Raw genomic sequence first — 24,029 nt, forward strand, 5'->3', positions numbered from 1 at the left:
CCGCAGGGCCGCCCCAAGGCGGCGGCGGCCCCCTCGGGGGGCAGCGCAGGCGAAGCCGAAGCGTGGGGGCTCCTACTCCGGCCGCAGCTCCCGCCGCAGAATCTTGCCGACCGGCGTCTTGGGCAGTTCGCCGCGGAACTCGATGAACTTGGGCCGCTTGTAGCCGGTGAGTTGCTCATGCAGGAAGTCGCGCAGTTGCGCTTCAGTCAGCGCCGGATCTTTTTTCACCACGAACAGCTTGACCGCCTCGCCGGAATTCGCGTCAGGCACGCCTACCGCGGCGGCTTCGAGCACGCCGGGATGCATCACCGCCACGCCCTCGACTTCGTTGGGATAGACGTTGAAGCCCGACACCAGAATCATGTCCTTCTTGCGGTCGATGATTTTCACGAAGCCCCGCGCATCGATCTCGCCGATATCGCCGGTGCGTAAAAAGCCGTCGGCGGTAAAGGTGCTGGCGGATTCTTCCGGGCGGTTCCAGTAGCCGCGCATCACCTGCGGCCCGCGCAGGGCAATTTCTCCGGGCAGGCCGGGCGCCACTTCGCGGCCGTTGTCGTCCACCAGTTGCAACTCGGTGGACGGAATCGGCATACCGATGGTGCCGCTGTAGCGGTCGGTATCGGTGGGGTTGCAGATGGCCGAGGGCGAGGTTTCAGACAGGCCGTAGCCCTCGCAAATGGGGCAGCCGGTGCGCTCCAGCCAGCGCTTGGCCACGGCCTCCTGCACCGCCATGCCGCCGCCCAGGCACATTTTCAACGCCTTCCAGTTCACCGTGTCGAAGTCCGGGTGGTTGAGCAGGCCGTTGAACAGCGTGTTCACCGCCGGGAAAGAGTGCACCTCGTACTTCGCCAGTTCCTTGAGCGTGGCCGGCAGGTCGCGCGGGTTGGGGATGAGAATCATCATGCCGCCCTCGTGGGCGCTGAGCATCATGATCACGGTGAAGGCGAAGATGTGATAGAGCGGCAGCGCGCAAATGGTGTTGAGTTGCTTTCCAGCAGGCAGCTTGCCCAGCGCCGGGGCATACCAGGCGGCGGACTGCACGATGTTGGCGACGATGTTGCGGTGGGTGAGCGTGGCGCCCTTGGCCACACCGGTGGTGCCTCCGGTGTATTGCAGCAGGGCCACGTCTTCCGCCCCCACCTGCGGCGGACTGAAGGTCAGGCCAGACCCTTGACCGAGCGCCGCCTTCCAGGCCACATGGCCCGGCAGCGACCAGCGCGGCACCAGCCGCTTTTTGTGTCGCACTACATAGTTGACGATGGCGCCCAGCGGAAAACCCAGGGTTTCGCCCATATTCGCCACGATCACCTGTCGCACCGCGGTGCGGTCGATGACCTGCTGCAGGGTATGGGCGAAGTTTTCGAGGATGACGATGGCCACCGCCCCGCTGTCCTTGAGCTGGTGTTCGAGTTCGCGCGGGGTGTAGAGCGGGTTGACGTTGACCACCACCAGCCCGGCGCGCAGCACCGCGGCGACCGCCACCGGATATTGCGGCACATTGGGCATCATGATCGCCACGCGGTCGCCCTTGTTCAGCCCCAGCGATTGCAGATAAGCCGCCAACGCCGTGCTTTGCGCCTCCCACTGCGCGTAAGTCGTCTTGTGCCCCATGAAGGCGTAGGCGGGGCGCTCGGCGTAGGCCTTGAAGCTGCGCCCCAGCAGCGCTCCAACATTGGAAAAAATGTCCGGGTCGATGTCCGCAGGCACGCCTGCGGGATAGTTCGCCAGCCAGATCCGCTCCATGAACTGTCTCCTGCTTTGTTTTGAATGCAGCGCAACGGAAAAAAGCACGCCCGTTCGATTTCCAGAACATAGCCGATTCGGGGCGATTCGGCTAGGGTGTGTTCACGGTTTCGCTTCAGCGGCTGCAGCGCTTTCCTCGGCCGCCGCCGCGCCCAGTCGGCTGCGCAGGGCGGCGATGCGCGCCATTGCGGCGTCCTTGTTGCTGGTCTTGGGCTGCCCGGTCTGCATTTCCCCGATGAAGCGGCTGGGGCTGCGTCCCGCTGCGCCGCGCCCCTGCTTGCGCTTCTGGCACCAGCTCAGCACCAGGGTCTGGCGCGCGCGGGTCACGCCCACATACATCAGGCGGCGTTCCTCTTCCTGGCTGGCATCGGTCAGCGGCCGGTCGTCGGTGAAAAACGGCAGCAGACCTTCCTCGCAACCGGCCAGCACCACATGCGGCCACTCCAGCCCCTTGGCGGCGTGCAGGGTGCACAGGGTCACGGCGTCGCGCTGGTCGCCGCGTTCCTGCAACTGGGTGATGAGCGAAATGGTCTGGGCGATCTGCGTGAGGCCGACCTTGTCTTCTTCGGCCTTGCGCTCGATCCAGCCGCAAAAGTCGTCCACGTTCTTCCAGCGCTGCTCGGCCTCGCGCGGGTTGTCGCTGTGCTCTTCCAGCCAGGCGCGAAAGCCGATGGTCTCGAGCATCTCGCGCAGCAACTCGCCCGCCGGTGCGGTGCGGGCGCGCCATTCGATGTCGTGCAGCAGACGGCCAAACTCGCGCAGATGATCGGCAGGGCGCGCGCCCACCGCGGCAGGCATGGAGTCGCGGAACAGCGCCTCGAACATCGACACTTTCCATTGCCCGGCGAAGGTGCTCAGCGCCGCCAGGGTTTGCGGCCCGATGCCCCGGCGCGGCGTGGTAACGGCGCGCAGAAAGGCGGGATCGTCGTCGGGATTGGCCAGCAGCCGCAGATAGGCGCAGACGTCCTTGATCTCGGCCCGGTCGAAAAAGCTCTGCCCGCCGCTGACCACATAGGGAATGTTGGCGCGGCGCAGCGCCTGCTCCAGCGGACGCGACTGGTGATTGGCACGGTAGAGCACGGCGATGTGCGCCAGTTCGGCATTGCGCCCGCTGCGCAGCGCCTGGATGCGCGCGGCCACCATCTGCGCCTCTTCGTCTTCATTCTGCGCGGCGCGCACCTCCACCGCCTCGCCCTCGCCATGCTCGCTCCACAGGCTCTTGGGATAGAGCTTGGGGTTGCTCTGGATGATGGCGTTGGCCGCGCGCAGAATGGCGTTGGTCGAGCGATAGTTCTGCTCCAGCTTGATGACTTCGAGCGTGGGCCAGTCGGTCTGCAAGCGGCGCAGATTGTCCAGCGTGGCGCCGCGCCAGCCATAGATGCTCTGGTCGTCGTCACCCACTGCGGTAAATCGCCCTTTGTCGCCCACCAGCAGACGCAGCAGGTCGTACTGCGCGGCGTTGGTGTCCTGGTATTCGTCCACCAGCAGATAGCGCAGCTTGTTCTGCCAGTGCTCGCGCACGTCGGCGTGCTGCTGCAACAGGGTGACGGGCAGCCAGATCAGGTCGTCGAAATCGACCGCCTGATAGGCCTGCAGCATGTCGGCATAACGCGCGTACACCTTGGCGGCCACGCGCTCGTCGTCGTTCTCGGCCACGCGCGCCGCCGCTTCGGGCGTGAGCATGGCGTTTTTCCACAAGCTGATGGTCCACTGCCAGCGCCGCGCCTGAGCGTTGTCGGTGGTGGCGCCGGCATCGCGCAGCAGGCCGGTGACGTCGTCGGCGGCGAGGATGGAGAACTTGGGCTTCAACCCCAGCGCCTGCCCGCTTTCGCGCAACATGCGCACGCCCAAAGCGTGGAAGGTGGAGATGGCGAGCTTGCTGGCCACGCCGCGCTTGTCCACCAGCTGCGCCGCACGCTCGCGCATTTCGGCTGCCGCCTTGTTAGTGAAGGTGATGGCCGCGATCTGATCGGGCTCAAGCCCAGCGCGCAGCAGCCGCCCGATCTTGTGCGTAATGACCCGTGTCTTGCCGCTGCCCGCCCCGGCGATGACGAGGCAAGGCCCGGAAAGATGGGCGACGGCACGTTCCTGGGCAGCGTTGAGCATGAGGCAGTTGAAGACGCAAAGCGGTGGAGTCTAGCCGCTCATGGAGCCGCTCATCGAGCCGCGACGACTGCTGCGGCCACTTCCTCAAACGGCCTACTCGGGTTTGCTTCGGTAGGGTTCATCCGCAGGCAGAAAAACATGCTCGGCGCGTGCCTCCTCGGCCCACTTGGCCACCGCCGGATGGGCGGCGACATCCTGCACATAACGCCAGGCCCAGTCCGGCAGCGTGGGTCGGTAGGTGACAAAACGCATGCAGACCGGGGCGTAGAACGCATCGACCAGGCCGAATGCGCCGAAGAGGAAGGGGCCGCCGCTGGTCTGCAGCGCGCCTTGCCACATGCGCAGGATCTGGTCGACGTCGCGCTGCACGGCCGTATTCCAGCCCCGCCCCGGCAGATCGGCCTCGATGTTCATCGCCATGTGCTCGCGCAAGGCGCCAAAGCCGCTGTGCATGCTGGCGCACAGGCAGCGAGCCAGCGCCCGATCGGCCACGTCGCGCGGCCAGAGTGCGAGCTCCGGAAAACGCTCGGCCAGGTATTCGCCGATGGCCAGCGAGTCCCAGATGCGCAGATCGCCGTCTTCGAGCACCGGCACCTTCGCCACGGGCGAGAGGGGCGACAACTGCGCGGCAAACTCGGGCGTGTCGAGCCAGTGCTGGCGTTCTTCGAAGGGAATGCCAAACGCGGTCATCGCCACCCAGGGGCGCATGGACCAGGACGAATAATTTTTGTTGCCGATGTGCAGGATGAACATGACGGGCCTTGCGCGGGAGATAAAGGCCGCCATTGTCCCGCCCGGCCCCGCGCTTTCCAAACCGTTTTTTCGCATGGCCGCCATGCGGCCGGCGCATGGTGGATGCCCTTGGAAAATCAGCGCCCCGCAGTCGCACGCATCGGCCCGTATTCCGACTCCTGATACTTCGGGTCGAGATAGGTGGGGGCGATGGCCTCCAAAGACTCGGGGTGCGGCACGCCGAGCTCCGGCGCGAAGCCGGGCAGGGCCCCGCTGCACACGCTGTCGACCTTCATCGAGTCGAGGTTGTCACGGCTCATCACCGGCTCGCCCGGAGCGAGTTCCATCATCAGCGCCTGCAGCCGTCCCAGCGCGTCGGGCAGGGGGATGATGCTGCGCCCTCTGCCGCCGCCCACCCGCGCCCACTGGCCGGAAAGCCGCACCAGTTCGGCCAGGGTGTAGGTGCCCGGGCCACAAAGTTCGTAAGTCTGGCCGAGGGTTTCACGCGCCTGCGGGCCCACGAGGCTGCTGGCAAACGCCGTGACCACGTCGCCGACGTACACCGGGGCAAAACGGGTTTTCGCCCCGGCCAGCGGCACGACCGGAAACACCCGCTGCAGCTTGGCGAAGGTATTGAGAAAGTTGTCTTCGGGGCCGAACACCACCGAGGGCCGAAAAATAGTGAGGTCGATCCCGGCTCGCGCCTTGAGCGCCGCCTCGCCGTCGCCCTTGGAGCGCAGATACATCGACGGCCCGTTGGAATCGGCCCCGAGCGCGCTCATGTGCACCACGCGGCGCACGCCTTGCTGCGCGCAGGCGGCGGCGATGCGGCGCGGCAGATCGACATGCGCGCGGGCGAAGTCGGCCCCGTAGGGCTGGCCGCGCCTGCCTTGCAGAATGCCCACGAGGTTGACCACGGCGTCGCGTCCGGCCACCAGTTTGGCCAGCTTGGCGTCATCATGCACATCGATCTCGACCACATCGACCAGCGGCAGTTGCACCAGATGACGGGCGCGCTGACGGCGGCGGGTGGGTACGGTGACGAAATGATTGGCCAGCGACAGGGCGTTGACCAGGCGGCTGCCAATGAAACCGCTGCCGCCGATGACGAGAATGTTCTGCTGCTGCATGAGAGTTCCTGAAAGATCGCGACAGGGCAAAGTGTGCCAGAACCCCGCCGTAAGGGGAATGCGCCGCATCAAGCCCCGGCACCCCGTGTTGCCGCTCAAGGAAACGTGGGGGGCGCTCAGTGCGGACTGCTCAGTGCGGATTGCATCAGGGCCGATTGCCTTGATTGCTCGCCAGCATGGCGTCGGGCGAGCCCACATCGCCCAGTCTGGCCTTGAGCGACTGCGGCTTGCCGCTGAGGATGGCGGCGTACACCGTGGCGTTGGCCAGTACGCGCTTGACGTAATCGCGGGTTTCGGGAATGGGAATGTTCTCGGCGAAGATGGCGCCGGGCAGCAGCGGCTGATCGGGCAGCCCCATATTGCGCCAGCGCAGCGGCCGCCCCGGCCCGGCGTTGTAGCCCGCGGCGGCCAGCGCCTCGGAGCCATCGAACTGCTGCAGCAGCCCGCCGAGGTAGGCGCTGCCGAGTTGCACATTCACCCCCACGTCGGCGATCTGGTCGTGGCTGTAATCGGTCAGGCCGATTTTGCGCGCCACCAGTTTGGCGGTGGCCGGCATGAGTTGCATCAGCCCCGAAGCGCCCACCCACGATTTGATGTTGGCGATAAAGCGCGACTCCTGCCGGATCAGGCCGTAGAGAAATGCCTCGTTCACGTTTTCGGCCGCAGAGGCTTTGCCGATGGCCTCACGGTAAGGCATGGCGTAGCGCTGGGCGATGTCCACCCCGCCCGTCACCCGTTCGCTGGTGTTGATACAGCGATCCCAGAGCTGCTGCTGGCAGGCCAGTTCGGCTGCGCCCTGCATTTGCTGGTTGTCGAGCCCGCGTAGCGAAAAATTCCATTCGCGCACCGCCTCGTTGCGCAGGTCGATGCTGAACAAGGCCAGCGAGCGCTGCAGCCCCGGCCGCGCCGCCTGCTGCGCAACGACCGACAAAGGCGCCGGGGGCAGGGAAGCCGGCAGGCTGACCTTCATGCCCAGCGCGTCGGTAGCGAGCTGGCCGTAAAAATCCCAGGGATTCGCCACCTCGGCCAGCAGCGCGCGGCCCTCGATCGGGTGGCCGAGTTTTTCGAGCGCGCGGGCGTGCCAGTAGCGCCACGACAGGTCTTTGTCGCCCTGATCGATCAGCGTGCGCGTGGCGCTGCGCACCAGCGGCCAGTCTTGCGCGCGCAGCGCGGCGCGCACCTGCCATTCGAGCACCGTGGTCGAAGGCACGAAGGCCGGATCGGCCTGGCCCATGCGGGCATACCAGCGGGCGGCTTCGGGCTGCAGACCCAGCGCGGCCGACAGACCGATGCGTCCCCAGATCTGAGCCCGGTCTCGCGCGGGCAGCGCGGAGAAATTATCTTGCAGCAGGCGTGCGGCCTGCCCTGGATCTTGCCGCGCCATGCTCAGCAGCGCCAGCACCAGATATTGCCGCTGATCGGCGTTGGCGATCGCCGCAGACGGCCCTCGCCGCACCACATCGAGCAGGTAGCGCACCGAGTTGGCATCGGTCTGCGCCAGAATGCGCCAGCTACCCGTCGGCAGAAAAGGCGCAAGCAGATCGCGCGCCTGCTTGGCGCGGCCGTCTTCGTAAAACCGGCGCATACGCTGCCACAGCATTTCGCGCGGCATGGCGCCGTCTTGCAGCAGCGCGCTGGCCGCACTATTGCAGCCCACGCCGCCATAGCGCTGATCCATCCACAACTTGAACACCTGCGCCGTCACGTCGGCATGCTGGGTGACGAACTGGCTTTGCAGGTCGTAGCACTGCACCTGCGGGTCGTCGCGCATGATGAAGTGCGGATAGACGCGGTTGAAATCGGTCCAGTCTTCGCGCTTGCCCAGCTCTAACAACCAGTCGTTGCGCAGACGGTCGAGCACATAGGTGTGCGGATAGGCGCGGGCGAAGGCGTCGAAATCGGCCTGCGTGGCTTCGGAGAGCGTGGGCTTGATCGCCCAGTAGGCCACCCAGGGTTCGAGCAGCGTGCCCTTGAGTTGCAGCAGGGCGTCGAGCGCGGGCTGCGGGTCGCCACGCTGCGAGGCCTTTTGCGCGGCCAGCAGCAACTGCGCCTGATCGACCGGAATGACGGGCATGGCCGGCATGACCACCGGCGCCGCACTCACGCTGGCCTGCACCGCGGGTGCCGCCACACTGGCGGCGATGGGCGCGGACTGCGCCATCGCCAGCGGCGTGAGCACGCTCAAACCCAGCCCGCCAAAACAACGCGCGAAGCGGCGCAAAATAAGCGGCAACAACCGATTCATTCTCATAGGACGTCAGCTTACCGTGAACCCGCCCCTGTACGACCCATTGTCCCCAGAGACTGATCAGCATTTGCGCCCCAATCTGCGGCGCGAACTGATCGCCAAACGCCAGGCGCTGCCCGACCTGGAACGCCGCGATGCCGAGTTGGCCGAGCGCCTGCAGCAGGTACTCGACGCGCTGGAGCCCGAAACCCTCGGCGCCTACTGCGCCACCCGCGGCGAGTTCGACCCCTTGCCTGCCGTCACCCAATGGCTGGCGGCGCACCCCGAATGCACCCTCGCCCTGCCCCGCGTCAAAGAAGCAACCAAGGAAATGACCTTCTTCGCTTGGGCGCCGGGCGAGCCACTGCGCTCCGGCCCTTACGGCATCGCCGAACCCACGGGCGAGGCCGTACTCAGCCCCACCACCCTGCTCGTCCCCTGCGTGGGCTTCGCCGACGTCGGGCTGCGTCTGGGCTATGGCGGCGGCTATTACGACCGCTACCTGGCCGGGCGCGAAGAGGTTTACACCGTGGGCCTGAGCTATGCCTGCTGCGAGCTGCACCAGCTCGACATGCAGCCGCACGACCAGCTCATGGACCTGGTGCTGACCGAAGACGGCCTGTACGGCCTGGACGCGCTCTCGCTCACCCTTGTCGATTGAAGCCCAACGCCCCGCCTCTGCTCGATCCCGCAGATCTTGCCACGAACGCCGAGGGCCAGGCGCTCAGCCCACGCTACGGCGATGTCTACGCCAGCCGCGCCGGCGCGCTGGGGCAGGCGCGGGGCGTTTACCTGCAGGGCTGCGGCCTGCTCGACACCCCGTCCCGCTGGGCGGGCCGCGAGCAGTTCACTGTGCTGGAAACCGGCTTCGGCCTCGGGGTGAACTTTCTCGCCACCTGGGCGGCGTGGCGCGCCGACCCGCAGCGCTGCGCCCGGCTCGACTACGTCAGCCTGGAACTACACCCGGTACGCGCCGCCGATCTGCTGCGCCACGCCCCGCCCGAATTGCAGCCGCTCGCCGTGGAGCTGGCCGCGCAATGGCCGTCGCCCGTGCGCGGTCTGCACCGCATCGTGCTCGACGAAGGCCGAGTCAGTTTGCTGCTGGCCTTTGGCGATGCCGCCGAACTCGCGCCCAAACTCAAACTGGCCGCCGACGCGCTCTACCTCGACGGCTTCACGCCCGCGCGCAACCCCGCCATGTGGACGCCCGAACTCTTCCGCGCCATCGCCCGCCTGAGCAAGCCCGGCGCCCGGGCGGCCAGCTACACCGTGGCGCATGCGGTGCAAAAGGGGCTGAGCCAGGCCGGCTTCGAGGTCGAACTGCCCCCGGGCTGGGGCGGCAAGCGGCAGCGCCTGCAAGCCACCTTCAACCCCCTCTGGAAGCGCACCCGCCACACCCTGCCCGCACCCTGGCCTGCAGCGCTGCCGCGGCATGCCGTAGTCATCGGCGCCGGTTTGAGCGGCGCCGCCTGCGCTCATGCCTTGGCGCAGCGCGGCTGGACGGTCGAAGTCCTCGAATCCGCCCCACGCCCCGCAGGCGGCGGCTCGGCCATGCCCGCAGGTCTGGCACATCTGCAGCCCTCGGCAGACGACAACCTGCTCTCGCGCCTCACCCGCGCCGGCATGGCCGCATTGCGCCGCGCGCTGCCGCCCGAACCAGCGCCCCCAGGGCCGGGCTGCGCCCAGCCCGCCCCCCGAGGGGGGCAAGAAAACTTGGGACGGCCCGGCGTTTTCTTGAGACACGATCTCGCGCAATTCGGTCCGGCCACCCTCACCCCCGCCGACGCCGCCGACGAAAAGCGCATGCAAGACTGGCGCTCAAGCGTGCACCTGCCCGCCGAAATGGCGCAATGGACCGAAGCCGGCTGGCAAGTGGACAGCGCGGTGCTCGCCAATCAGGCCCTGTGCGCGGCTTGGCTCGACTCCCCGCGCATCACCCTGCGCCGCAACACCCAGGCCGCCCGGCTCCAACGCGACGGCAGCGTCTGGCGCGTGCTCGACGCCGCCGGGCAAGAGCTGGCCCACGCGCCGCAGATCGTGCTCGCCAGCGCCCTGCAAACCCCGGCGCTGCTGGCCGCCAGCGGGCTGATCCCCAGCCCCGACTGGCTGCCCCTGCACCCCTTGCGCGGCCAGGCGCAGGCGCTGCCCGCCCGCCTCTGGCCCGCGCTGCAAGGGCTTGCGCAGCCGTGGATGGGCAGCGGTTATGTGCTGCGCCTGCCGCGCGCGGCGGCGCGCCAGCTTCAACAGCCTGGCGAGGAAGACTGGCTGCTGATCGGCGCCACCTTCGAAACCGAAGACCAGCCTCTCACCCCCGAACAAGCCTGGGCGCACAACCGCGCGGGCCTGAGCGCGCTCACCGCCTCGCCGCCCCTGCCCGAACACACTGCCGCGCTGCGCCACTTTGTCGGCACGCGCGCAGCCAGCGCCGACCGTCTGCCCTACTGCGGCCCCATCGCCGATCTCGCGCCGCTGCTGGCCAACCCCCTGCACGCCGCCGGCAAACAATTGCACGAACTCCCCCGCCTGCCGGGCGTGGCCGTGTGCGCGGGGATGGGCTCGCGCGGCCTCACCCTCGCCCCGCTGCTGGCCGAAACCCTGCTGGCCCAGATCGAAGGCACGCCGCTGCCCCTCGAAACCGACCTAGCCGACAGCATCGACCCCGCCCGCACGGCCTTGCGGCGCCTGCGACACGCACAAACGTAGCCGCCTGATTGAGCCAGAGCCCCCTCGTGGCGCCCCGGATGGACAACGCCCCGGTGCGTTTGTAAAGTGCGACAAAACACTTTCTCCACTCCCGGGAGGCTTTCATGCTGGGTGAATTCGTCAGTGCCGAGCAGTACGCCCGCCTGCTGCAACGCGGGCAACAAGACAGCGAAGGCTGGCTGCAGTTCGACCCGGCGCAAATGCAAAGCCACTACAACCGCCACCCTTTTCTGCTGCAGCATCGGCTGAACCAGCACCCGATGTTCGATATCGAACCTTTGTTCGATTTGGCCCGCCGCCATCCGGCCAACAAGGTGTTGTTCCGCCGCGGCGACATTGCGCCGGATGCCGACTTCGAAGCCTCTTTTGTCCGCACGGATACGGAGCTGACGCTCGACCATTTGCTGACGCACTTCGAGCCCTTGCACGGCTATATCTGCATCAGCAACCCCGAGCAGGATGCGATTTACCGGCCGCAGATCGAGAGCTTGCTGGCGGAGATCACCGCGCACACGCACCCGCTCGACCCGCACATCACCTGGTACTCGACCTATGTGTTCATCTCGGCGCAAGGCGCCGTCACGCCGTATCACATGGATCGGGAGATGAATTTTCTGCTGCAGATTCGCGGCGAAAAAACCGCCGATCTATGGAGCCAGACCGACCCGCTCATCATGAGCCCGGCGCAGAAAGACCGGCTGCTGGCCTACGAGGGCACGCGGCCGCCCTACAAACCGGAGTTCGAGCAGCGCGCCCTGCACTTCTCGCTGCGACCCGGCCTGGGTTTGCATCACCCTTTCATCGCGCCGCATCGGGTGTGGACGCATTCCAACCTGTCCGTCTCGCTGGCCTTCACCTTCCGCACCCGGCAGTCCGACCGCCACACCGCCGCGCATCAATTCAATGCCCGCCTGCGCCGCATTGGCCTGCAAAACCCCAAACCCGTGGGTGAAAGCGCCTGGGTGGACGGCGCCAAGGCCGCTTCCTTGCACGCCCTGCAGCGCCTGCGCCACCCGCTGCAGCGCGCCGAACATTGACGCAAGACTGCGCCCCTGCATGTCCTCTCAGCCGCCGATCTCGATGGCCCGCCACGCCTCGAACTGCTGCTGCAGCCAGTGCAGCATGGCTGCCACTTCCGGGCGCTGCTGCGCGCCGGAACGCACCGCCAGGTAGTAGCCGTAGCCGGCATCGACCCGTCGGCCCACCGGGGCGATCAGCGTGCCCGCGGCCAGCAGATCGCGGATGAGGCCGATCTGCCCCATCGCCACGCCCTGCCCGGCCACCGCGGCCTGAATGACCTGATAGGTGTAGTTGAACCGCAGCCAGCGCTGCGGCTCAGGTTGCGGCAAGCCCAGCCCCGCGTACCAGCCGCCCCACGACAGCGCCTGCAGATTGGCGCGGGCGATGGGCGGCGCGCTGTGGATGCGCACATCGTCGATCCACACGCAGCGGGGCAGATCGTCCAGAGCGCCGGGCGCGCGGCCGGTCTGCGCCAGCGCGGGGCTGCACACCGGAGTGATTTGTTCGCCGAACAGAAACGTGGTGTGCGGCGCGCGGGCCAAGGGGTTGTCGTCGCGCAGGCGGCGGATGGCGATGTCCAGCCCGCCGACTTCCAGATCGCTGAGGTTGTCGAAGGTCTCGACGGCGATGTCGATGTCGGGATGGGCGCTCTGAAACTCGCCAAGCCGGGGAATGAGCCACTGGCTGGCGAGCGAGGCAAAGGTGGTGATCTGCACCCGTGGCCGCCCCTGGCTGGCGCGCAGCCCCTCCACCGCGGCGTCGAGTTGCTGCAGCGCCTGCCGCACCACCACCGCGAACTGCTCGCCAGCGGGTGACAGGCGCACGCGCGGCCCCTCGCGCACGAACAGCGGCACGCCGACGCTGGCTTCCAGGGTCTGGATCTGGCGGCTGAGCGCGGACTGCGTCAGCGCCAGGGCATCGGCCGCGGCGGTAAAGCTGCCCAGCCGCGCCGCCGCCTCGAAGCCGCGCAGATTGCCCGCATCGACCTGGCGGCTGCGCGGCATCAGCACGGCCGAAGCGGCCGCTTGGGGTTGCGCGCCATCATCCATTTTTCGCATGATGAACCTTCCGTATTTGCGCTTTTTACAACCCGATCGGCCGCCTAGACTTCAATCAACCTGAAGGCCGAGAGTAAATCGAAGACTATTTTCCGCTCCCCGCCTTCATGCTTTTTTGACATGCTATCGCGACAAGCCAACGGGAGGTCATCATGCCGCAGACCGAAGTGTCCATCCAGCGCGACTGGATCGAGTTGCAGCCCGGCGATTCGCTGACGCTGCGCAACGCCGCAGGGCAAATCGTGCGGCTGCAATCGGCACAGCCGCTGGCGTCACGGCCCGGCCCGGTGCGCGTCTGGCTCACCGAAGAAGGCCAGCCGGACGACGTGTTTCTGCACGCTGGAGACGGCTACACGGTACGCGGCTCAGGTCGGGTGGTGCTCACCGTGTGGTGCGGAACAGCGCGGCTGCGCTTGGGCGACTGCACCGAGGCCGCGAGGTGTGATCAGGCAGCCAGACCAAGTTCGCGCTCCATCCAGTCAGCCAGCGCGTGGGCCACGGCGTGCGGCGCTTCGGCCATGAGGTTGTGACCGCATTCGAGCATCACCGTGCGCTGGCGCGGCAACGCCGCGCGCAGGTCTTCGGCTTGGGCGGGCGGCGTCATGCGGTCATGCTCGCCGAGCAGAAACAGGGTCGGCCCGCCCCATGAGTGCGCCGCCGCTTCGCCCGCCGAATAACCGTCGCAGGCGGTGAGGTCGGAGGCCAGCAGGCTGCCCTCGGCCCAATGGGCCTGCTGCCGCAGCAACAGCTCGCGGTAGGCCTGCGGCGACTGAAAACCCGGCGCGGGGGTGAGCGGCTCAGCCTGGGCGTAAGACCACTTCACCACGTTGTCGATGGCCTCTTGCGGCGCCTCCTCGGCCTGCGCCAGCAACTTGCGCGACACCCGCATGGGCCAGGAAATGCCCAGCAGCGCCAGCCCTCTGAGCTGACCGGGACGCTGGCCCGCGGCATGCAGCGCCACCAGCGAACCCATGCTGTGACCGGCCAGCACCACCGGGCCGATCTGACGGGCGTCGAGCTGCGACCAGACCCAGTCGGCCATGCTCTCGATGCGGGCCAGCGGCGGCGCGGGCGTGGCGCCGTGCGCGGGAAACTCCAGCGCCAGGCAATGCCAGCCCCGCGCCGTCAACCAGTCGGTCTGCGCCGCCCACACGCTGGCGTCGCCGCCCGCGCCGTGCAGCAATACGAGGGGAATGGAGGAGGGATGATGGGCGGACATGGCGTTTGGTTCAAAAATGGGCTGAGCAAGCGCAAGACCTGCGGGAATGACCTCTGGTCTGTACGCAATGGACTGACTATATTTCACCTACTGAAAAAACAGAGGAGAACGCCATGAAAGTCAGCGACATTCTGCGGGTGAAAGGTCATGTGCTGTTCACCATAGCGCCCGAGGCCCGCCTGCTGCAGGCGGTGCAGACCATGGCCCAGCATGACATCGGCTCGCTGGTGGTCATGGCGCACGGCAAGCTCGTCGGACTGCTCACTTTTTCGGAAGTGATGGCCGCGGTCGCCGAGGGCGAAGGCGTGCTGGGCGATCACATCGTGGCCGAACGCATGGACACGCACTACGAAGTCTGCGGCCCCGAAACCACGCTGGACACCCTGCGCCGCACCATGCTGGAGGCCGGCGTGCGCTACATCCCGGTGATGCAGGACGATGCGCTGCTGGGCGTGATTTCCTTTCACGACGTAGCCCAGGCCGTGGTGCGCGAGCAAGATTTCGAGAACCAGATGCTCAAGGCCTACATCCGCGACTGGCCGGAAGACGAAGGCCAGCCCGAAACGGCCGGGGCGCCCATGTCGGCCTCGACTCCGGCGCGAAGCTGAACCCCGGTCTATGGGCGGGTAGCATTCAGGGGCGGCGCCCGCTCGCGCCGCGCTGAATCCGCCCCCATGCCCACCCTGCTCTATCTCCACGGCTTTCGTTCGTCGCCGCAATCGGCCAAGGCGCGCGCCACAGCGCAGCGCGTTGAGCAAATCAATCAGCAGCGCACCCGCCAAGGTCAGCCGCCGCTGCGCTGGCTTTGCCCGCAACTGCCGCCCTCGCCGCGCGAGGCGATGACGCTGTGCCACGACTTGCTGGGCAAGGTGCGCGGCGACGATCTCTGTCTCATCGGCAGTTCGCTCGGCGGGTTTTACGCCACGTATCTGGCGCACAGCCTGCAGGCCCGCGCGGCGCTGCTCAACCCGGCGGTCGATCCGGCGCGCGATCTGCGCGGGCAGATCGGCACGCTGACGGCCTGGCACGACCCGGCGCTGCAATTCAACTTCACCGCGCAGCATGTGGACGAACTCCACGCGCTGGAAGTGGGCGATCTGCGCGCCCCCGTCCCCGATCCGCAACGTTACCTGGTCATCATTGCGCAGGGCGACGAGGTGCTGGACTGGCGCGAGGCGGCCGAACGCTATCGCGGCGCGAAGTGCAGCGTGCTGCCCGGAGGCGATCATGCGCTGTCGGATTACGCGCAGCAGCATCTCGACCCGGTTCTGCGGTGGTGCCTCAACCCCGCTTCAAACGACTTTTAAAGGACTCTCCTCATGCGACTTCAAGACCATATCGCCCTCATCACCGGCGCGGCGCAAGGCATCGGCCTGGCCACGGCGCGCAAATTCGCCGCCGAAGGCGCGCACCTGGTGCTATGCGACCGCAACCCAGCCACCCTCGCCCCCGTGGCCGAAGAACTGCGCAGCAGCGGCGCCCAGGTTCTGGCGCAGGCGCTCGACGTGTCCGACCGCGCCGCGTTTACCGCGCTGGTCGATGCCGCCATCGCCCAGTTCGGGAAAATCGACACCCTGGTGAACAACGCGGGCATCACCCGCGATGCGCGGCTGGTGAAAATGACCGACGAGCAGTTCGACGCCGTGATCGACGTGAACCTGCGCGCGGTGTTCCGCTGCACCCAGATCGTCGCGCCGCACATGATCGAGCGCGGCCGCGGCGCCATTCTCAGCGCGTCCAGCGTGGTGGGGCTGTACGGCAACTTCGGCCAGACCAATTACGCCGCGACCAAGGCCGGCATCATCGCCATGACCAAGACCTGGGCGCGCGAACTCGGCCCGAAGGGCGTGCGGGTGAATGCGGTGGCGCCCGGCTTCATCCAGACGCCCATGCTCGCCACCATTCCCGACAAGGTCATGGAGCAAATGGCCGAGCGCGTGCCGCTACGCCGCCTGGGAAAGGCGGAAGAAATCGCCAGCGTCTATGCCTTTCTCGCCAGTAGCGAAGCCTCATACATCAGCGGCGCGGTCATCGAGGTTGACGGCGGTATGACCCTATGAGAGGTGAGCCCCCACGCTCACTGCGTTCGCTGCCCCCCGAGGGGGCGGCGCAGCCCTTCGGGCGGCCGGGCGGGCTGCGGTGAGCCCCCACGCTCACTGCGTTCGCTGCCCCCCGAGGGGGCGGCGCAGCCCTTCGGGCGGCCGGGCGGGCTGCGGTGGGCCCCCACGCTCACTGCGTTCGCTGCCCCCCGAGGGGGCGGCGCAGCCCTTCGGGCGGCCGGGCGGGCTGCGCGCTTTAGTTCGTTTGACGGAGACTCCGATTGAGTAATGTGCTGTTCGAAGATGGTGGCAAGTTCCACGCCGGTCGCATCATGAGCGAGGCCGAGGCCAGTCTGCAGGTCGAGCTCGATTCGGGCAAGCGGCAGAAAATCAAGGCGGCGCAGGCGCTGGTGCGCTTCGACAAACCGGCGCCTGCCGAACTCATGGACTGGGCGCAGGCGCAGCAGGAAGGCATCGACCTCGATCTGCTGTGGGAATTCGCCCCGGAAGACGAATTCCATTTCGATCAGGTCGCGGCCGACTACTACGGCGGCACGCCGGGCGCCGGGCAGCGCGCGGCCATTCTGCTGCGGCTGTTCGGCGCGCCGCATTACTTCCAGCGGCGCGGGCGCGGCGGCCAGTTCCGCAAGGCACCCTCGCAGCAGGTGCAGGCCGCGCTCGCGGCTATCGCCCGCAAGGAAGAGCAGCTCCGCCAGATCGACGCCTTCGCCGCCGAATTGGCCGCGGGTCGCTGCCCGCAGCCCATCGCGGAAAAGCTCTATCAAATCCTGTTCAAGCCCGACAAAAACAGCCCGGAGTTCAAGGCCGTGGCGCTGGCGGTCAAGCAGACCGGGCATGGCGCGCTCACCCTGTTGCGCGACGCCGGGGCCATCGCCTCGCCGTGGGCGTTTCACATGCAGCGCTTTTTGCTGGAACGCTTTCCCAAGGGCACGGCCTTCCCGGCGCTGCCGATGCCGTCGTTCAACGAAGCGCTGCCACTGGCCGCCGCTCCGGCGTTCAGCATCGACGACTCGGCGACCACCGAGATCGACGATGCGTTTTCGCTGCAGTGGCTGGACGATGGCCGGGCGCGGTTGGGCATCCACATCGCCGCCCCGGCGCTTGCGCTGGTCCGCGATTCCGACTGGGAGCAGGTCGCGCGCAACCGCCTGTCCACCGTATATATGCCGGGCGACAAGATCACCATGCTGCCCGACGCCCTGGTGCAGACCTTCACGCTGCAATCCGGGCGCGACTGCCCCGCGCTGTCGCTCTACTGCACCGTCGGCAGCGATCTGCAGGCCGCCGAATTCGAAACCCGCGTGGAGCAGGTGCGCATGGCCAGCAATCTGCGCCACGACCAGCTCGACGCCTTGGTCACCGAAGAAGCCCTCGCGGCCGATCCGGCAACGCAAAGCTACCCCCACGCCAAAGAGCTGGCGTGGCTGTGGACGTTCGCGCAGCAACTCAAGCGCGGCCGAGAACAGGTGCGCGGCAAACCCGAACGCGTCGGCGGGGTGGACTACACCTTCCGCATCGACGGCCTGGAACAAGGCGCCGAAGCCGCCACGGTGCGCATCGAACCGCGCCGACGCGGCGCGCCGCTGGACACCATCGTCGCCGAGCTGATGATTCTGGCCAACGCCACCTGGGGCGGCTGGCTCGCCGAGCTGGGCATGCCCGGCATCTACCGCAGCCAGAGCGGCTTTGGCGCCAATCTGCGCACCCGCATGGGCCTCAAACCCGCGCCGCATCAGGGGCTGGGCGTGGCGCAATATGCGTGGTGCACCTCGCCGTTGCGGCGCTATGTCGATCTGCTCAACCAGGGCCAGCTTATCGCCTGTGCCCGCTTCGGCAAGACCGCGCTGCTGCAGGCGCCGTTCAAGCCGCGCGACCCGCTGCTGTACGCCATCGTCGAATCGTTCGAAGACACCTACAAGGCTTACTCCACCCACCAGTCGGCGCTGGAACGCTACTGGACGCTGCGCTATCTGGCCCAGCAAGGGCTCGACACGTTTGAGGCCAGCGTGCTGCGCGAAGGCGCGGTGCGCGTGGACGGCCTGCCGCTGGTGTTCACCGCCGTGGGCGCGCAAGACCTGCCGCGCAACACGCGGGTGCAGGTGCAGATCACCGGCACCGATCTCATCACCCTGGAGGTGTTTGGCCGCGTGCTCAGCCAGCTCGACGCCCCGCAGCAAGCCGCGGCCACGGACACCGAAGTCAGCGCTGAAGTCAGCGAGGAGGACGACGAAGAGGGCGACGAAGCCGTCGCCCTGGCCGCGCCCATCAGCGTGGCGGTCGATACCGATGAGCCCGACGCCGAATCGGCCACCCCCGCCGCGCAGCAGGCTTCGTAAAATCGCCGCTGCCCGATCCGCCGCTGCCCGATCTGCCCTGCCCCTCCGTGCCCCCCCTCCGCCTACGCTCCCTCACCCCGTTGCACTGGGCTCTGATCGCCTCGGTCGGGGTGCATCTCGCGCTGCTGAGCCTGCGCTTTGCAGCGCCCGAAACCTTCAACCGCATGTTCGACAACGCGCCGCTCGACGTGGTGCTGGTGAACCAGCGCACCGACGACGCCCCGGCCAAACCGCAAGCCATCGCCCAGGCCAACCTCGACGGCGGCGGCGACGCCAACAAGGGCCTGGCCACCACGCCGCTGCCGTTCACCGCCGATGTCTCGCACGGCGACGCGGCGGTCAACCAGCAGCGCAGCCTCTCGGCGCTGGAGCAAAAGCAGCAGCAGTTGCTCACCCAGGTGCGGCAGCAGATCGTGCAACTAGCGCAGACCGTGCGTCAGGAAAACGATCCGGCGAAACAACAGGCGCTGGAACAGAAACGGCGGCAGTTGCTCGATATGCTGGGCGCCATCGAGCGGCAGATTCAGCAGCAGAACGCCAAGCCGCGCCGCCGCTTCATCGGCCCGTCCACCCGTGAAGCCGCCTACGCGCTGTATTACGACAAGCTGCGCACCAAGATCGAAACCCTGGGCACGCGCGAGTTTCCGCAAAGCGGGGGCAACAAGCTGTACGGCAGCCTCATCATGTCCATCACCATCGACGCCAGTGGCCGGGTGGTCTCCACCGAAATCGTCCAAAGCTCGGGCAACCCCACGCTCGACCGACAGGCGCGCGCCATTGTCGAGGCCGCGCAGCCCTATGGCCGGTTCACCGAGGGCATGCTCAGGCAGGCCGATCAAATCGTGGTGATCTCGCGTTTCCGCTTCACCCGCACGCAGGGCCTGGAGACCGCGGTGCAGGCCCCGCAAAGCCCGGCGCAAGCCACACCCTGACGGCAGACGCCTCCATGACTTCGCTCCCGCTCTACGCCGTGTTCGGCAATCCCATCGCGCACAGCCGCTCGCCGCGCATTCACGCCTTGTTCGCCGAGCAAACCGGCGTGGCGCTGCGCTATGAGGCGCGGCTCGCCCCGGTGGATGGCTTCGAAGCCGCGCTCGACGCCTTCTATGCCGAAGGCGGCCGGGGCGCCAACATCACGGTGCCGTTCAAATTCGACGCTTGGCGTCTGTGCGTCCGCCGCAGCCCGGCGGCGCAACTGGCGCAGGCGGTCAACACCCTCGGCTGGGACGAAGGCGGTCTGTGGGGCGACAACACCGATGGCATCGGCCTGGTGCGCGATCTGGCCCGCGTGTTGGCCGCCAATACCCACCGCCCGCTGCAGGGGCAGCGCGTGCTGCTGCTCGGCGCCGGTGGTGCGGCCAGCGGCGTACTCGGGCCGCTGATCGCTGCAGGCGCACGCGCCATCGCCCTATGGAACCGCAGTGCCGACAAGGCCCAAGCCCTGGCCGCACGCCACAGCGCCCTGGCCGCGCAGCACGGCGCCGATCTGCAAGTGGTGCTCGAGCCGCCGACGCACTGGGCCGATGGCGTCATCAACGCCACCGCCGCCAGTCTCGACGGCCGCGCGCTCGATCTGCCGGACGGCGTGCTGCGCCCCGCGCAGTGGGCCTACGACATGATGTACGGCGCGCACGACACCCCCTTTGTCGCGCAGGCCCACGCCGCGGGCGCCAGCGCCTGGGACGGGCTGGGCATGCTGGTGGAACAAGCCGCGCAGAGCTACACCCTGTGGCACGGCGAAGCGCCGGCCACCGCCCCGGTGCTGGCCACGCTGCGCGCCGAACTCGCCGCCGCCCGCCAACACTCAGCATGAAACGAGACAGACCCGCGCCGCTGTGGCGCCGCCTGCTGTGGCTATTCGTGCTTTCCGGCCTAGTGCTGCAAGGCTATTTCGCCCTGCGCATCGCGCTGTGGACAGTCATTCCGCCGTCCAGTACCACCTTCATGCGCGCGGCCCAACTGCGCATCCTCAAAAGCGGCGACACCGTGCCCTGGAAGCACGACTGGGCGCCTTACGACGCCATCAGCCCTTACCTCAAACGCGCCGTTGTCGCCTCGGAAGATGCAACCTTTCTCACCAACGACGGCGTGGACTGGGACGCCATTCGAAACGCCTGGGATCGCAACCACAGTCGCCGCTTCGAGCGCAGCGGAAGAGTCGTCGGCGGCTCTACCATCACCCAGCAGCTCGCCAAAAACCTGTTTCTCTCGCCCGAGCGCGACTATCTGCGCAAAGGCCAGGAGCTGATCATCACCTTCATGCTCGAAGGCATTCTGGGCAAGCGCCGCATTCTGGAGATCTACCTCAACAGCGTGGAATGGGGCAACGGCATCTACGGCGCCGAAGCCGCCGCGCAAACCTACTTTCACACCAGCGCCGCCCGCCTCAGCCCGGCGCAGGCCGCAAGGCTGGCCGTCATGCTGCCCGCCCCGCGCATTTATCAAAAGCGCCTGTACTCGCCGTACATGAACGGCCGCACCGCAGTAATCGCCGCGCGGCTGTGGGATGTTCAAGTGCCGCGCTAAGCGCCAATCAACCCTTGCTCATGTCCGCAAACGCACCGTCGGCCGCCTGCAACGTGGCCTCGATCACCGCATCATCGTGCGCCGCGGAGACGAAACCCGCTTCGTACATGCTCGGCGCCAGATACACGCCGCGGTCGAGCATGGCGTGGAAAAAGCGTTTGAATACCTCAACTTCGGCTGTGGCCATATCGGGATAGTTGCGCGGCAGCTCGGCGGCAAAATAAAAGCCGAACATGCCCCCTTGCGAATCGGTGCGGAAAGTCACGCCGTGCCGTGCAGCGGCGGCGTCCAGGCCGCGCATGAGTTTTTGGGTCGCCGCGCTCAGGCGCTCGTAAAACCCCGGCTGCTGGATCAGGCGCAGTTGTGCCATGCCGGCAGCCACCGCCACCGGATTGCCCGACAGCGTGCCCGCCTGGTACACCGCGCCCAGCGGCGAGAGCTTGTGCATCACGTCGGCGCGGCCGCCGAAGGCCGCCAGCGGCATGCCGCCGCCAATCACCTTGCCCATCACCACCAGATCGGGGCGAATGCCGTACACCTGTTGCGCGCCGCCCAGCGCCACGCGAAAACCGGTCATCACCTCGTCCCACACCAGCAACGCGCCGTGCTCGGTGCAGAGCTCGCGCAGGCGCTGATGCCAGGCCGAAGTGCCCCGGATGAAATTCATATTACCCGCGATGGGTTCCACCATCACGCAGGCGATTTTGTGTCCCTGCCGGGCAAACAATTCCTCGATCTGGGCGATGTTGTTGAACTCCAGCACCAGCGTGTGCTTGGCCAGATCGGCAGGCACCCCGGCGGAGCTGGGATTGCCGAAGGTCAGCAAGCCCGAACCGGCCTTGACCAGCAGACTGTCGGCATGGCCGTGGTAGCAGCCTTCGAACTTGACAATGGCGTCGCGTCCGGTAAAGCCGCGCGCCAGGCGGATGGCGCTCATGCCGGCTTCGGTGCCGCTGGACACCAGGCGCACCATTTCGACCGCGGGCATGAGCTTGCAAATGGCTTCAGCCATGTGGATTTCGTCGGCCGTGGGCGCGCCGAAACTCAGCGAGCGGGTGGCGGCGCGCTGCACCGCCTCGACGACCTCCGGATGAGCGTGCCCGGCGATCATCGGCCCCCAGGAACCGATGTAGTCGATGTAGCGCGTGCCTTCGGCGTCGATCATGTAGGGGCCTTCGGCGCGGTCGATGAAGCGCGGCACGCCGCCGACCTGGCGAAATGCGCGCACCGGCGAGTTGACCCCGCCGGGAATGGTGCGCTGGGCGCGATCGAACAGTTGCTGATTCGTGATGGACATGAGGCTCTTTCTTGAACGGACATCGCCCCGGCTAGCAGGGCGATGAGAAAAAACGGGATAGGGGTTGTTTGACTGGCGCCCGGGCCGCGGAATGCCAAACGTGCCCGAGGCCCCCGAGGTCACTGCAAGGTCGGCGTGCCCGGCTCGCTCGGCGTATCGTCTTCCTCCTCGGTGGGCTGCGCCCAGAAGAAGCGGTCGGGCACCACCTGACCCATGCCGGGGCGGTAGCCGAAATCGAGGCAATGATCGAGGTATTCGATGGCCTCATGCACCGCCTGGTCGAGCTTGGCGCCATTGGCGAGTATCGCGGTGAGCACCGCCGACAAGGTATCGCCCGCGCCGGTGAACCCGGCCTCGAACAGCTCGAAACTCTCGCGCAGCAACACCCGCCGCGGGCTCATCAGCACGTTCTCCACCCTGCCCTCGCTGGCCACGATACCGGTCACCAGCAGATATTGCACGCCGAGTTGCTGCGACTTTTGCATCAGCGCATCGAGCGTGGGCGGCGCTTCGCCGTCCCACTCCGGCAGCAACAACTGGGTGAGCGCGCTCTGGTTGCCGGTGAGCACGCGGGTTTGCGGCAGGATGAGATCCTGCATCGCCTTGATGTAATCGTCGGTCTGCGACTCGTCGAGCACGTGGAAATTGCTGGCATAGGTGACCAGCGGCACCTGGCTGTAGTCAGCCAGCAGTTCGGCCACGGCATTGACCACGTCGACGCTGCCGAGAAAGCCGACCTTCCAGGCCGAGATCTCGACGTCTTCGAGCACGGCCCGCGCCTGTTCCACCACGGCGTCGGCCTCGATCTCGATGGTGTCGAAAATCTCTGCGGTATCGCGTACCCAGAGCGCGGTCGTGACCGGCAGGGGATGGCAGCCCACGGCCGAGCACGACGCCAGATCGGCCGCGAGCCCGGCGCTGCCGCTGGGGTCAGCCGCGTTGAAGAACATCACGGCGGGGGGGGATTCTGTGGATTCGGTCATCATGCTGGCATGGTAGTGCGACTGCAGGTCGGCGCAAGCCTGGGCCCGCACCGATCTTGCCATGATCTTGACCAAGCGCTTCTTGATCCTCCGCAGCGGCGCCTGCCCTGTAGGTCAAAATGCAACAGCGCGCCATAGAATCGTTGAATCTTCTCCTCTACCCCGATACGCTGTGGACAAACAAGAACTTTGCAGTTGGATGTGCCTGATCTGTGGCTTCATTTACTCAGAAGCCGAGGGCCATCCAGAGAGCGGCATTGCACCGGGTACGCGTTGGGCCGATGTGCCGATGAACTGGACCTGCCCCGAGTGCGGTGCGCGCAAAGAAGATTTCGAAATGGTGCCGGTCTAGACGGCGCCATTTTTTGAGAAGGTGCCGGTTTAATCGGGAACGGCAAGTCACCGCAGCTGTTTACAGCGTTTTTCCTTTTCCCCTTTTGCAAAGGATGTGCATGGTTGCGCCTACCAGCCCATTCAAAGTGTTGGTCATCGATGACAGCAACACCATCCGCCGCAGCGCCGAGATTTTTCTCAAGCAGGCCGGCTATGAGGTGCTGCTCGCCGAAGACGGCTTTGACGCCTTGTCCAAGGTCAACGACCACGAGCCCGACCTGATTTTCTGCGACATTCTGATGCCCCGGCTCGACGGCTATCAGACCGTGGCCATCATCCGTCGCAGCGGCAAGTTTTCCCATATCCCCATGGTCATGCTCTCCAGCAAGGACGGCGTGTTCGACAAGGCGCGCGGCCGCATGGTCGGCGCGCAAGACTATCTGACCAAGCCCTTCACCAAAGATCAACTGCTCGACGCGGTCAAGCGGCACCTGAACGCCAACCAGCCTGCTGCTGCGACCGGCTCCTGATCGCGCTTCTCGCTCTTCTTTTCATC

22 protein-coding genes are annotated in these 24,029 nt (G+C 66.9%); 13 read left to right on the top strand and 9 right to left on the bottom strand.

The window, feature by feature from the left end; all coding sequences use genetic code 11:
- Positions 1–72: 72 nt before the first annotated feature.
- From BIO17B3_RS05750 to BIO17B3_RS05770, 5 genes are all read right to left on the bottom strand, one after another.
- Positions 73–1,743 (bottom strand): long-chain-fatty-acid--CoA ligase, encoded by a 1,671-nt coding sequence (locus BIO17B3_RS05750; RefSeq protein WP_156053381.1) that lies wholly within the window; start codon positions 1,741–1,743, stop codon positions 73–75.
- Between the two features lie 102 nt (positions 1,744–1,845).
- Positions 1,846–3,849: an ATP-dependent helicase gene (locus BIO17B3_RS05755; protein WP_156053382.1), complete on the bottom strand. Its 2,004-nt coding sequence runs from the start codon at positions 3,847–3,849 to the stop codon at positions 1,846–1,848.
- A 93-nt stretch (positions 3,850–3,942) separates the two neighbouring features.
- Complete coding sequence (locus BIO17B3_RS05760; RefSeq protein WP_156053383.1) at positions 3,943–4,602, bottom strand: glutathione S-transferase family protein; 660 nt, start codon at positions 4,600–4,602, stop codon at positions 3,943–3,945.
- Between the two features lie 116 nt (positions 4,603–4,718).
- Positions 4,719–5,711 (bottom strand): complex I NDUFA9 subunit family protein, encoded by a 993-nt coding sequence (locus tag BIO17B3_RS05765; RefSeq protein WP_156053384.1) that lies wholly within the window; start codon positions 5,709–5,711, stop codon positions 4,719–4,721.
- Positions 5,712–5,856: 145 nt separating this feature from the next.
- Positions 5,857–7,956: a lytic transglycosylase domain-containing protein gene (locus tag BIO17B3_RS05770; RefSeq protein ID WP_232054194.1), complete on the bottom strand. Its 2,100-nt coding sequence runs from the start codon at positions 7,954–7,956 to the stop codon at positions 5,857–5,859.
- Positions 7,957–8,002: 46 nt separating this feature from the next.
- On the opposite strand from BIO17B3_RS05770, the gene BIO17B3_RS05775 reads away from it, so the two are divergent.
- From BIO17B3_RS05775 to BIO17B3_RS05785, 3 genes are all read left to right on the top strand, one after another.
- Positions 8,003–8,599, top strand: a complete 597-nt coding sequence (locus BIO17B3_RS05775; RefSeq protein WP_232054195.1) for a 5-formyltetrahydrofolate cyclo-ligase — start codon at positions 8,003–8,005, stop codon at positions 8,597–8,599.
- The gene (gene mnmC / locus BIO17B3_RS05780) at positions 8,596–10,641 is read left to right on the top strand and encodes an FAD-dependent 5-carboxymethylaminomethyl-2-thiouridine(34) oxidoreductase MnmC (protein ID WP_156053386.1); all 2,046 of its coding nucleotides are present in this window, start codon (positions 8,596–8,598) and stop codon (positions 10,639–10,641) included. Before BIO17B3_RS05775 ends, mnmC begins: the two co-directional genes overlap by 4 nt.
- A 104-nt stretch (positions 10,642–10,745) precedes the next feature.
- Positions 10,746–11,678 carry a transcription factor jumonji JmjC domain-containing protein gene (locus BIO17B3_RS05785; protein WP_156053387.1) on the top strand — a complete coding sequence of 311 codons (933 nt, stop codon included), beginning with the start codon at positions 10,746–10,748 and terminating at the stop codon, positions 11,676–11,678.
- Between the two features lie 27 nt (positions 11,679–11,705).
- On the opposite strand, the gene BIO17B3_RS05790 is transcribed toward BIO17B3_RS05785, so the two are convergent.
- On the bottom strand, positions 11,706–12,719 hold the full coding sequence (locus BIO17B3_RS05790) for a LysR substrate-binding domain-containing protein (protein ID WP_156053388.1): 1,014 nt from the start codon (positions 12,717–12,719) through the stop codon (positions 11,706–11,708).
- A gap of 152 nt (positions 12,720–12,871) precedes the next feature.
- Here BIO17B3_RS05790 and BIO17B3_RS05795 point away from each other — a divergent pair, with 152 nt between their 5' ends.
- Positions 12,872–13,249, top strand: coding sequence for a DUF2917 domain-containing protein (locus BIO17B3_RS05795; RefSeq protein ID WP_156053389.1), 378 nt, complete (start codon positions 12,872–12,874; stop codon positions 13,247–13,249).
- Here the strand turns inward: BIO17B3_RS05795 and BIO17B3_RS05800 are convergent.
- Entirely contained in the window at positions 13,165–13,938 is a 774-nt protein-coding gene (locus tag BIO17B3_RS05800; RefSeq protein ID WP_156053390.1) for an alpha/beta fold hydrolase, read from the bottom strand. The genes BIO17B3_RS05795 and BIO17B3_RS05800 overlap by 85 nt on opposite strands.
- A gap of 113 nt (positions 13,939–14,051) precedes the next feature.
- Between BIO17B3_RS05800 and BIO17B3_RS05805 the strand changes: the two genes are divergently transcribed.
- From BIO17B3_RS05805 to mtgA, 7 genes are all read left to right on the top strand, one after another.
- A complete protein-coding gene (locus BIO17B3_RS05805; RefSeq protein WP_156053391.1) occupies positions 14,052–14,546 on the top strand; it encodes a CBS domain-containing protein in 495 nt (164 codons plus the stop codon).
- Between the two features lie 66 nt (positions 14,547–14,612).
- Positions 14,613–15,245: a YqiA/YcfP family alpha/beta fold hydrolase gene (locus BIO17B3_RS05810; protein ID WP_156053392.1), complete on the top strand. Its 633-nt coding sequence runs from the start codon at positions 14,613–14,615 to the stop codon at positions 15,243–15,245.
- Positions 15,246–15,257: 12 nt separating this feature from the next.
- A complete protein-coding gene (gene fabG, locus BIO17B3_RS05815) occupies positions 15,258–15,998 on the top strand; it encodes a 3-oxoacyl-ACP reductase FabG (RefSeq protein ID WP_156053393.1) in 741 nt (246 codons plus the stop codon).
- 260 nt (positions 15,999–16,258) lie between these two features.
- Entirely contained in the window at positions 16,259–18,334 is a 2,076-nt protein-coding gene (locus BIO17B3_RS05820) for a ribonuclease catalytic domain-containing protein (protein ID WP_156053394.1), read from the top strand.
- A 47-nt stretch (positions 18,335–18,381) separates the two neighbouring features.
- Positions 18,382–19,266, top strand: a complete 885-nt coding sequence (locus BIO17B3_RS05825; protein ID WP_156053395.1) for an energy transducer TonB — start codon at positions 18,382–18,384, stop codon at positions 19,264–19,266.
- Between the two features lie 14 nt (positions 19,267–19,280).
- Positions 19,281–20,147 carry a shikimate dehydrogenase gene (gene aroE, locus BIO17B3_RS05830; protein WP_156053396.1) on the top strand — a complete coding sequence of 289 codons (867 nt, stop codon included), beginning with the start codon at positions 19,281–19,283 and terminating at the stop codon, positions 20,145–20,147.
- Positions 20,144–20,860: a monofunctional biosynthetic peptidoglycan transglycosylase gene (gene mtgA / locus BIO17B3_RS05835; RefSeq protein ID WP_156053397.1), complete on the top strand. Its 717-nt coding sequence runs from the start codon at positions 20,144–20,146 to the stop codon at positions 20,858–20,860. Before aroE ends, mtgA begins: the two co-directional genes overlap by 4 nt.
- 7 nt (positions 20,861–20,867) lie before the next feature.
- Here the strand turns inward: mtgA and hemL are convergent, their stop codons facing one another.
- Positions 20,868–22,157 (bottom strand): glutamate-1-semialdehyde 2,1-aminomutase, encoded by a 1,290-nt coding sequence (hemL, locus tag BIO17B3_RS05840; protein WP_156053398.1) that lies wholly within the window; start codon positions 22,155–22,157, stop codon positions 20,868–20,870.
- 119 nt (positions 22,158–22,276) lie between these two features.
- Complete coding sequence (locus BIO17B3_RS05845; RefSeq protein WP_232054196.1) at positions 22,277–23,143, bottom strand: hydroxymethylpyrimidine/phosphomethylpyrimidine kinase; 867 nt, start codon at positions 23,141–23,143, stop codon at positions 22,277–22,279.
- Between the two features lie 196 nt (positions 23,144–23,339).
- On the opposite strand from BIO17B3_RS05845, the gene BIO17B3_RS05850 reads away from it, so the two are divergent.
- Together BIO17B3_RS05850 and BIO17B3_RS05855 are read left to right on the top strand one after the other, a co-directional pair.
- Positions 23,340–23,492, top strand: a complete 153-nt coding sequence (locus tag BIO17B3_RS05850) for a rubredoxin (RefSeq protein ID WP_013106818.1) — start codon at positions 23,340–23,342, stop codon at positions 23,490–23,492.
- Between the two features lie 100 nt (positions 23,493–23,592).
- Positions 23,593–24,003: a response regulator gene (locus tag BIO17B3_RS05855; protein WP_156053399.1), complete on the top strand. Its 411-nt coding sequence runs from the start codon at positions 23,593–23,595 to the stop codon at positions 24,001–24,003.
- Positions 24,004–24,029: the final 26 nt, after the last annotated feature.

Source organism: Thiomonas sp. OC7, assembly GCF_900634595.1.
Lineage (GTDB): Bacteria > Pseudomonadota > Gammaproteobacteria > Burkholderiales > Burkholderiaceae_C > Thiomonas > Thiomonas arsenitoxydans.